At 75.5% G+C, this 5,298-nt stretch carries 5 protein-coding genes; 2 read left to right on the top strand and 3 right to left on the bottom strand.

Translation table 11 applies throughout. The features are described 5' to 3' along the window. Positions 1 to 41: 41 nt before the first annotated feature. Entirely contained in the window at positions 42 to 746 is a 705-nt protein-coding gene (locus ACFU74_RS35840; protein WP_380764313.1) for a LuxR C-terminal-related transcriptional regulator, read from the bottom strand. Continuing rightward, positions 739 to 2,085: a PspC domain-containing protein gene (locus tag ACFU74_RS35835; protein WP_380764314.1), complete on the bottom strand. Its 1,347-nt coding sequence runs from the start codon at positions 2,083 to 2,085 to the stop codon at positions 739 to 741. Before ACFU74_RS35835 ends, ACFU74_RS35840 begins: the two co-directional genes overlap by 8 nt. A 262-nt stretch (positions 2,086 to 2,347) precedes the next feature. On the opposite strand from ACFU74_RS35835, the gene ACFU74_RS35830 reads away from it, so the two are divergent. Together ACFU74_RS35830 and ACFU74_RS35825 are read left to right on the top strand one after the other, a co-directional pair. Next, entirely contained in the window at positions 2,348 to 3,886 is a 1,539-nt protein-coding gene (locus ACFU74_RS35830; protein ID WP_380764312.1) for a PspC domain-containing protein, read from the top strand. After that, positions 3,883 to 4,095, top strand: coding sequence for a hypothetical protein (locus tag ACFU74_RS35825; RefSeq protein ID WP_380764311.1), 213 nt, complete (start codon positions 3,883 to 3,885; stop codon positions 4,093 to 4,095). The genes ACFU74_RS35830 and ACFU74_RS35825 overlap by 4 nt, the downstream gene beginning before the upstream one ends. On the opposite strand, the gene ACFU74_RS35820 is transcribed toward ACFU74_RS35825, so the two are convergent. After that, positions 4,092 to 5,165 carry a ubiquinol-cytochrome c reductase iron-sulfur subunit gene (locus ACFU74_RS35820; protein WP_380764310.1) on the bottom strand — a complete coding sequence of 358 codons (1,074 nt, stop codon included), beginning with the start codon at positions 5,163 to 5,165 and terminating at the stop codon, positions 4,092 to 4,094. The genes ACFU74_RS35825 and ACFU74_RS35820 overlap by 4 nt on opposite strands. Positions 5,166 to 5,298: the final 133 nt, after the last annotated feature.

Genomic DNA, 5,298 nt, shown 5'->3' with positions numbered 1-5,298 from the left:
GCGTTCGGCCTTCAGGTCCGGATTGCCGGTGCGGATGTTGGTCACGCCACGGCTGCCACCGGGCTGCAGCGGGTGTCGAGTTCGTGCTGCAGCTCGGTGGTCAGCTCGTGCCGGTTGGACAGCTGGAGCTTGCGCAGCACCGCCGAAACGTGGCTTTCCACGGTCTTTACCGAGATGAACAGCTGCTTGGCGATCTCCTTGTACGCGTAGCCGCGGGCGATCAGCCGCAGCACCTCGCGCTCGCGCTGGGTCAGCCGGTCCAGGTCCTCGTCCACCGGCGGGGTGTCGGTGGCGGCGAAGGCGTCCAGCACGAAGCCGGCCAGCCGGGGCGAGAAGACGGCGTCCCCGTCGCCGATCCGGAAGATCGCGTCGACCAGGTCGGCCCCGGTGATCGTCTTGGTGACGTAGCCGCGGGCGCCGCCGCGGATCACGCCGATCACGTCCTCCGCCGCGTCCGACACCGACAGCGCCAGGAACTTCACTCCCCCCTGCTCCCCCATCAGCCCGGCCGAGCGGCGCAGCACCTCGACGCCGCCGCCCCCGGGCAGGTGGACGTCCAGCAGCACCACGTCGGGCCGCGTCTCGGCCACCACCCGGACCGCGGACTCCACGTCGTCGGCCTCGCCGACCACGTCGATGCCGGTCACCTCGGTGCGCCCGATCTCCGCCCGCACCCCCGTCCGGAACATCCGGTGATCGTCGACCAGCACGACCCGCGCGCGACGCTCCGGCGCTGCCTCAGTCATTCGCTCTCTCCATCTCCAGCTCGACCTCGGTCCCGCCGTCCGGCGCGGGCCGCACCCGTGCGGTGCCGCCGTTGCGCTTCATGCGGCCGAGGATCGACTCGCGTACGCCCATCCGGTCCTCGGGCACCGTGTCCGGGTCGAAGCCGGGGCCGTGGTCGCGGACGAACACCATCACGGTCCTCCCCTCGACCTCGGCGTAGACCTGGACCGGTCCCCCGCCACCGTACTTGGCCGCGTTGACGGTCGCCTCCCTCGCGGCCTGCATCTGCGCCGCGATCCGCTCGTCCATCGGGCAGTCGCCGACGATCACCACCTCGACCGGGACGCCGTGCCGGTCCTCGACCTCGGCGACCACCGCGCGCAGGCTCTCCGCCATGGTGTCCGGCGCCTGCTCGGCCACCGCCTCCGGCCGGTAGAGCCACAGCCGCAGCTCGCGCTCCTGGGCGCGGGCGAGCCGCAGCACCTCCTTGGGGTCCTCGGCCCGGCGCTGGATCAGGGTCAGCGTGTGCAGCACCGAGTCGTGGACGTGTGCGGCGATCTCGGCGCGCTCCTGGGCGCGGATGCGGGCGGTGCGCTCGGCGCCGAGGTCCTGCCACATCCGCAGCGCGTACGGGCCCAGCAGCACGAGCACACCGGCCAGCACCGCGAGCGCGGACTCGATCATCCAGCCGACGGGCGAGGCACTGCCCTGGGTGGCGAGGAAGGCGACGATGCCCGCCACCACCAGCAGCACGCCCGCGCCGACCCGGGTGTAGGCGCCGCGCCGCTTCTCGCCCTCCTCCAGACCGAACCAGCGCTGCCAGCGCGAGTCGTCGGCCTGCCGCCAGACCAGCGCCACACCGACACCGATCGCCAGCAGCGGCCAGGTGTACGGCTTGGCGGTCTGCACGTTGAGCGCGTTGAGCAGGGCGATCACGCCGATCACCAGCATCACCAGCGCGGCCAGCTGGCCCAGCCCGCCCTGCCGCTGGCCGGCGGCCGCGGGGCCGGCCGCGCCGGCACCCTCGCCCGCCTCGGCCGGCTCGCCCCGCAGGGCGTGCTGGAGCACCTCGCGCAGCCGGCCGATCCACCCGCCGCGCCCGCCGCCGTCCTTGCTCAGCTCCCCGCCGCCGCCCGGCTGCCAGGAGCCGACCGGGACGAAGGCGCCGTTCACGTACACCCAGTGCGCGCCGGGCCGCCGCGCGGGCTCGCCGATGCCGATCGGCACCACGAACCAGAACGCCGCGTACAGCAGCCCGCCGAGGCCCTGGGCGAAGAACAGCACCACGAAGGCGATCCGCACCCAGCTGACGGACAGCCCGAGGTGCACGGCGAGCCCGTGCGCGACACCGCCGAGCATCCGCCCCTGCGGGCTGCGGTACAGCCGGCGGTACGGCGGCCGGCCGTCGTCGGCCGCGGACGGGTCGCCGCCCCCGGGCGGCGCGGGCTCGGGGGCGAGGGGGCGGGAGTCGGAACCGGGTGCTGCCACGGCACCGATCGTTCCACGCGGGCGGACCCGGACGCATCAGGGTGCGGCCCTGACCCTTATCAGGGACAAGTCAGGGTCCGAGCAGGGGCGGGACCGGTTGGGCGGGGGGTGCGGCACCCACCAGGATGGTGGCATGACCGAACACCACCGCGCAGAGGAGCTCCACGAGCCCGGGACGACCGCCCCGCCCTCACCGGAGCGGCCCCCGCTGACCCGGGCCGAGCACCACCGCGTGGTGGCCGGCGTCTGCGGCGGCCTCGGCCGACACCTGGACATCGACCCGGTGGTGTTCCGCGTCGTGACGGTCGTGCTCTGCCTCTCCGGCGGCCTCGGCCTCTTCCTCTACGGCCTGGCCTGGCTGATCGTGCCGACCGAGCAGGGCGCGGACGGCAAGGGCACCGGGCGCACCGGGCGCACCGAGCTGCAGCGGGTGCTCACCGGCCGGGTGGACGGCCAGTCGATCGGCGCGGTGCTGCTGACCGTGATCGGCACCGGCGTCTTCTTCTCCTCGATGGGCGACGGCGACCAGCTGTTCCCGCTGCTGCTGCTCGCCGGGCTGGTCTTCCTCGCCGTCCGCTACGACCCCGAGCGCCGCGGCGGCCGGGTCCGCGGCCGTCGCCACCGGCACCGGCACCGGCACCACCACGAACCCGGCCACCCCTACGGCCACGGGGACGGCGAACGACCGGGCGGCCCGTACGACCGGTACTTCCCGGACGCCGACCCCGCCGCCGGCGGCACCGGCGCAGCCGCCGCAAGCGACTACCGCTGGCCGCCCGAGGAGCCGGCCGCGGACGCCGAGGCCCGCGCCCGGCACGCCGCCGCACGCGAGGCCGGCACCGTCCCCGCCGACACCCCGCACGCCGGCCCGTCCGGCTACCTGTGGGACCCGCGCCACCCCGAGCGCAACCCGTACGGCGGCAGCACGCCGACCCCGCCGCCCGGTGCCCCGGCCCGCCCGTGGTGGCAGCGGACCGACCTGCCGCAGGGCGACCCGCTGCGCAAGGAGGCCGGGCCCGTCCCGCCCGCCGCGCCGCACCCGCCCGTGGTGGTGCACCGGCGCGAGCGCTCGCCGCTCGGCCTGATCGGCCTGCTGCTGGCGGTGGGCGCCGCCAGCGCCGTCTGGTCGGCCTCGACCGGCGGCGGGGCTACGGTGCGGGCCGGCAGCGTGCTCGCGGCCGCGCTGCTGGTGATCGGGCTGACCCTGCTGCTCGGCGCGAAGTTCGGCCGGGCCCGCCGGCTGGTGGTCCCGGGCCTGCTGCTCACCATCGCGCTGACCGCGGTCGGCGGGTCCTCGGTCTCGACGCGGAACATCGCCGGCGACCGTACCTGGACCGTCGCCACGGCCGCCGAACTGCAGCCGAGGTACACGCTGGGGGTCGGCTCGGCGCACCTGGACCTCCGCGCGCTCGACCCGGCCGGCGCGGCCCTGGCCACCGCGGTCGAGATGGGCGTCGGCGACCTGACCGTGACGGTGCCGTCGGGCATCACGGTCAACGTGCGCAGCGAGACCGGCCTGGTCGAGGTCCGCCTCGCCGACCGCGAGGCCTCCAACGAGGGCCCGGGAGACCGCACCTACCAGCTGCTCCCGACGAACGGACAGACATCCAAGGGGACGCTCGACCTCACGCTGAAGGTCGGGCTCGGCAACATCAAGGTGGTCCAGCAGTGAGGAAGCACCCGCTCGACCTGTTCTCGCTGATCGCCGGGGGGCTGTTCACCGCGATCGCGGTGCTCTACCTGGTGGCTGCGGTGAACGACGTCTCGGTGAACGGCCGGATCGTCATCCCGGTGACCTTCATCGTCCTGGGCGTGGGCGGCCTGGCCGGGGCGGTGGCGGCGGCGGTCCGCCGCTCCCGGCCGGAGGACCGGGAGGGTTAGCCCTCCAGCGGTCCCAGGTGGAGGCTGTCGCCCTCCTTGGTGACCCGGTACTTCGGCAGCGGCTCGGTGGCCGGGCCGTTCAGCACCGCGCCGGTGGCGGCGTCGAACCGGGAGCCGTGGCAGGGGCAGTACAGCTGACCGTCCTTGGGCGCGTCGACCGCGCAGCCGGAGTGGGTGCAGACCGAGGAGAACGCGCAGTACTGGCCCGCCTTGGGCTGCACCACGTAGACCGCGTCGCCGCTGGCCGGGTCCTTGACCTGGGCCGAGCCGCCGACCGGGACGCTCGCGGCGGCCACCGTGACCGGCGTGCCGGCCGGCGCCGGGGCGGCGGACTGCCTGGCCTTCGCAGTGGGCCTGTCCCGCCCGAAACTCGCGGTCAGCGAGCCGGTGAGCAGGCCGGCCCCGCCCAGCGCGACGGCCGCGATGCCGCCGTCCATCAGGGCCCGGCGCCGGACGTGGTCCTCGCTCAGGCCGCGCCGGCGGTCCCTGGCGGAGCGCCGGGCGAGGTAGCCGTCCACCGAGAGGGACGGGGTGCCGGCCAGCAGCAGCGGCGTCCAGGCCATCAGGTAGGCGAGGTCGCTGCCGAGGTAGTACGGCGAGACGTTCCAGCTGACGGTGAGCCAGAGGGTGAGGCTGATCAGGGCCCCGCCGGCGGCGGCGAGCCGGCCCCAGAGGCCGAGCAGGGTGCCCAGGCCCACCGCGAGCTCGCCGAAGGCGACCAGCAGGGCGAACGGGGTGGGGTGGTCCAGGGCCGGGCCGAGCAGGAAGCCGACCGGGCTGGCGCCCTCGACGGCCCGGGTCTGCGAGACGAACGAGGCCGGGTCGCCGGCGCCGGCCAGGTAGTGGCCGTCGGAGAGCTTGTCGAGCGCCGCGAAGACGAAGGTGACGCCGAGGAAGAGCCGCAGCGGCAGCAGCGCCGACCGCGACCCGGCCGCCTTCCACGCGGCGATCCGCCCGGCCCGGCCCGCGCCGTCCGGGGTGCCCCGGGCCGGTCCGCCCGAGCCGTCGCCGACCGCCCCGGACCCGGTGGCGCCCGGCCCGGCCGCCACGGAGCTGCTGGCCTCCGCCATTCCCCAACACCTTCCCTCACCGGCCCGTCACCGCCTGACAGGTCCGGACGCATTCTGCCCGCTCGTGAGCGCAATCGGTGGGAGGGCCCACCAGGGGCCGGCAAACCCGGGGCCGGCAAACCACCCGCGCCTG

Source organism: Kitasatospora sp. NPDC057500, from assembly GCF_042802195.1.
In the GTDB taxonomy this organism is placed as follows: domain Bacteria; phylum Actinomycetota; class Actinomycetes; order Streptomycetales; family Streptomycetaceae; genus Kitasatospora.
Note: the sequence above shows the minus strand (reverse complement) of the source record. Positions and strands in the feature narration are given on the sequence as shown.

Coding starts and splice junctions, on each gene's coding strand:
- ACFU74_RS35835 (WP_380764314.1), bottom strand. CDS start 2,085: ATGCTCGGCGGTGTCGCGCACGGGCTCGCCGTGCACCTCGGGCTGTCC.
- ACFU74_RS35820 (WP_380764310.1), bottom strand. CDS start 5,165: ATGGCGGAGGCCAGCAGCTCCGTGGCGGCCGGGCCGGGCGCCACCGGG.
- ACFU74_RS35830 (WP_380764312.1), top strand. CDS start 2,348: ATGACCGAACACCACCGCGCAGAGGAGCTCCACGAGCCCGGGACGACC.
- ACFU74_RS35840 (WP_380764313.1), bottom strand. CDS start 746: ATGACTGAGGCAGCGCCGGAGCGTCGCGCGCGGGTCGTGCTGGTCGAC.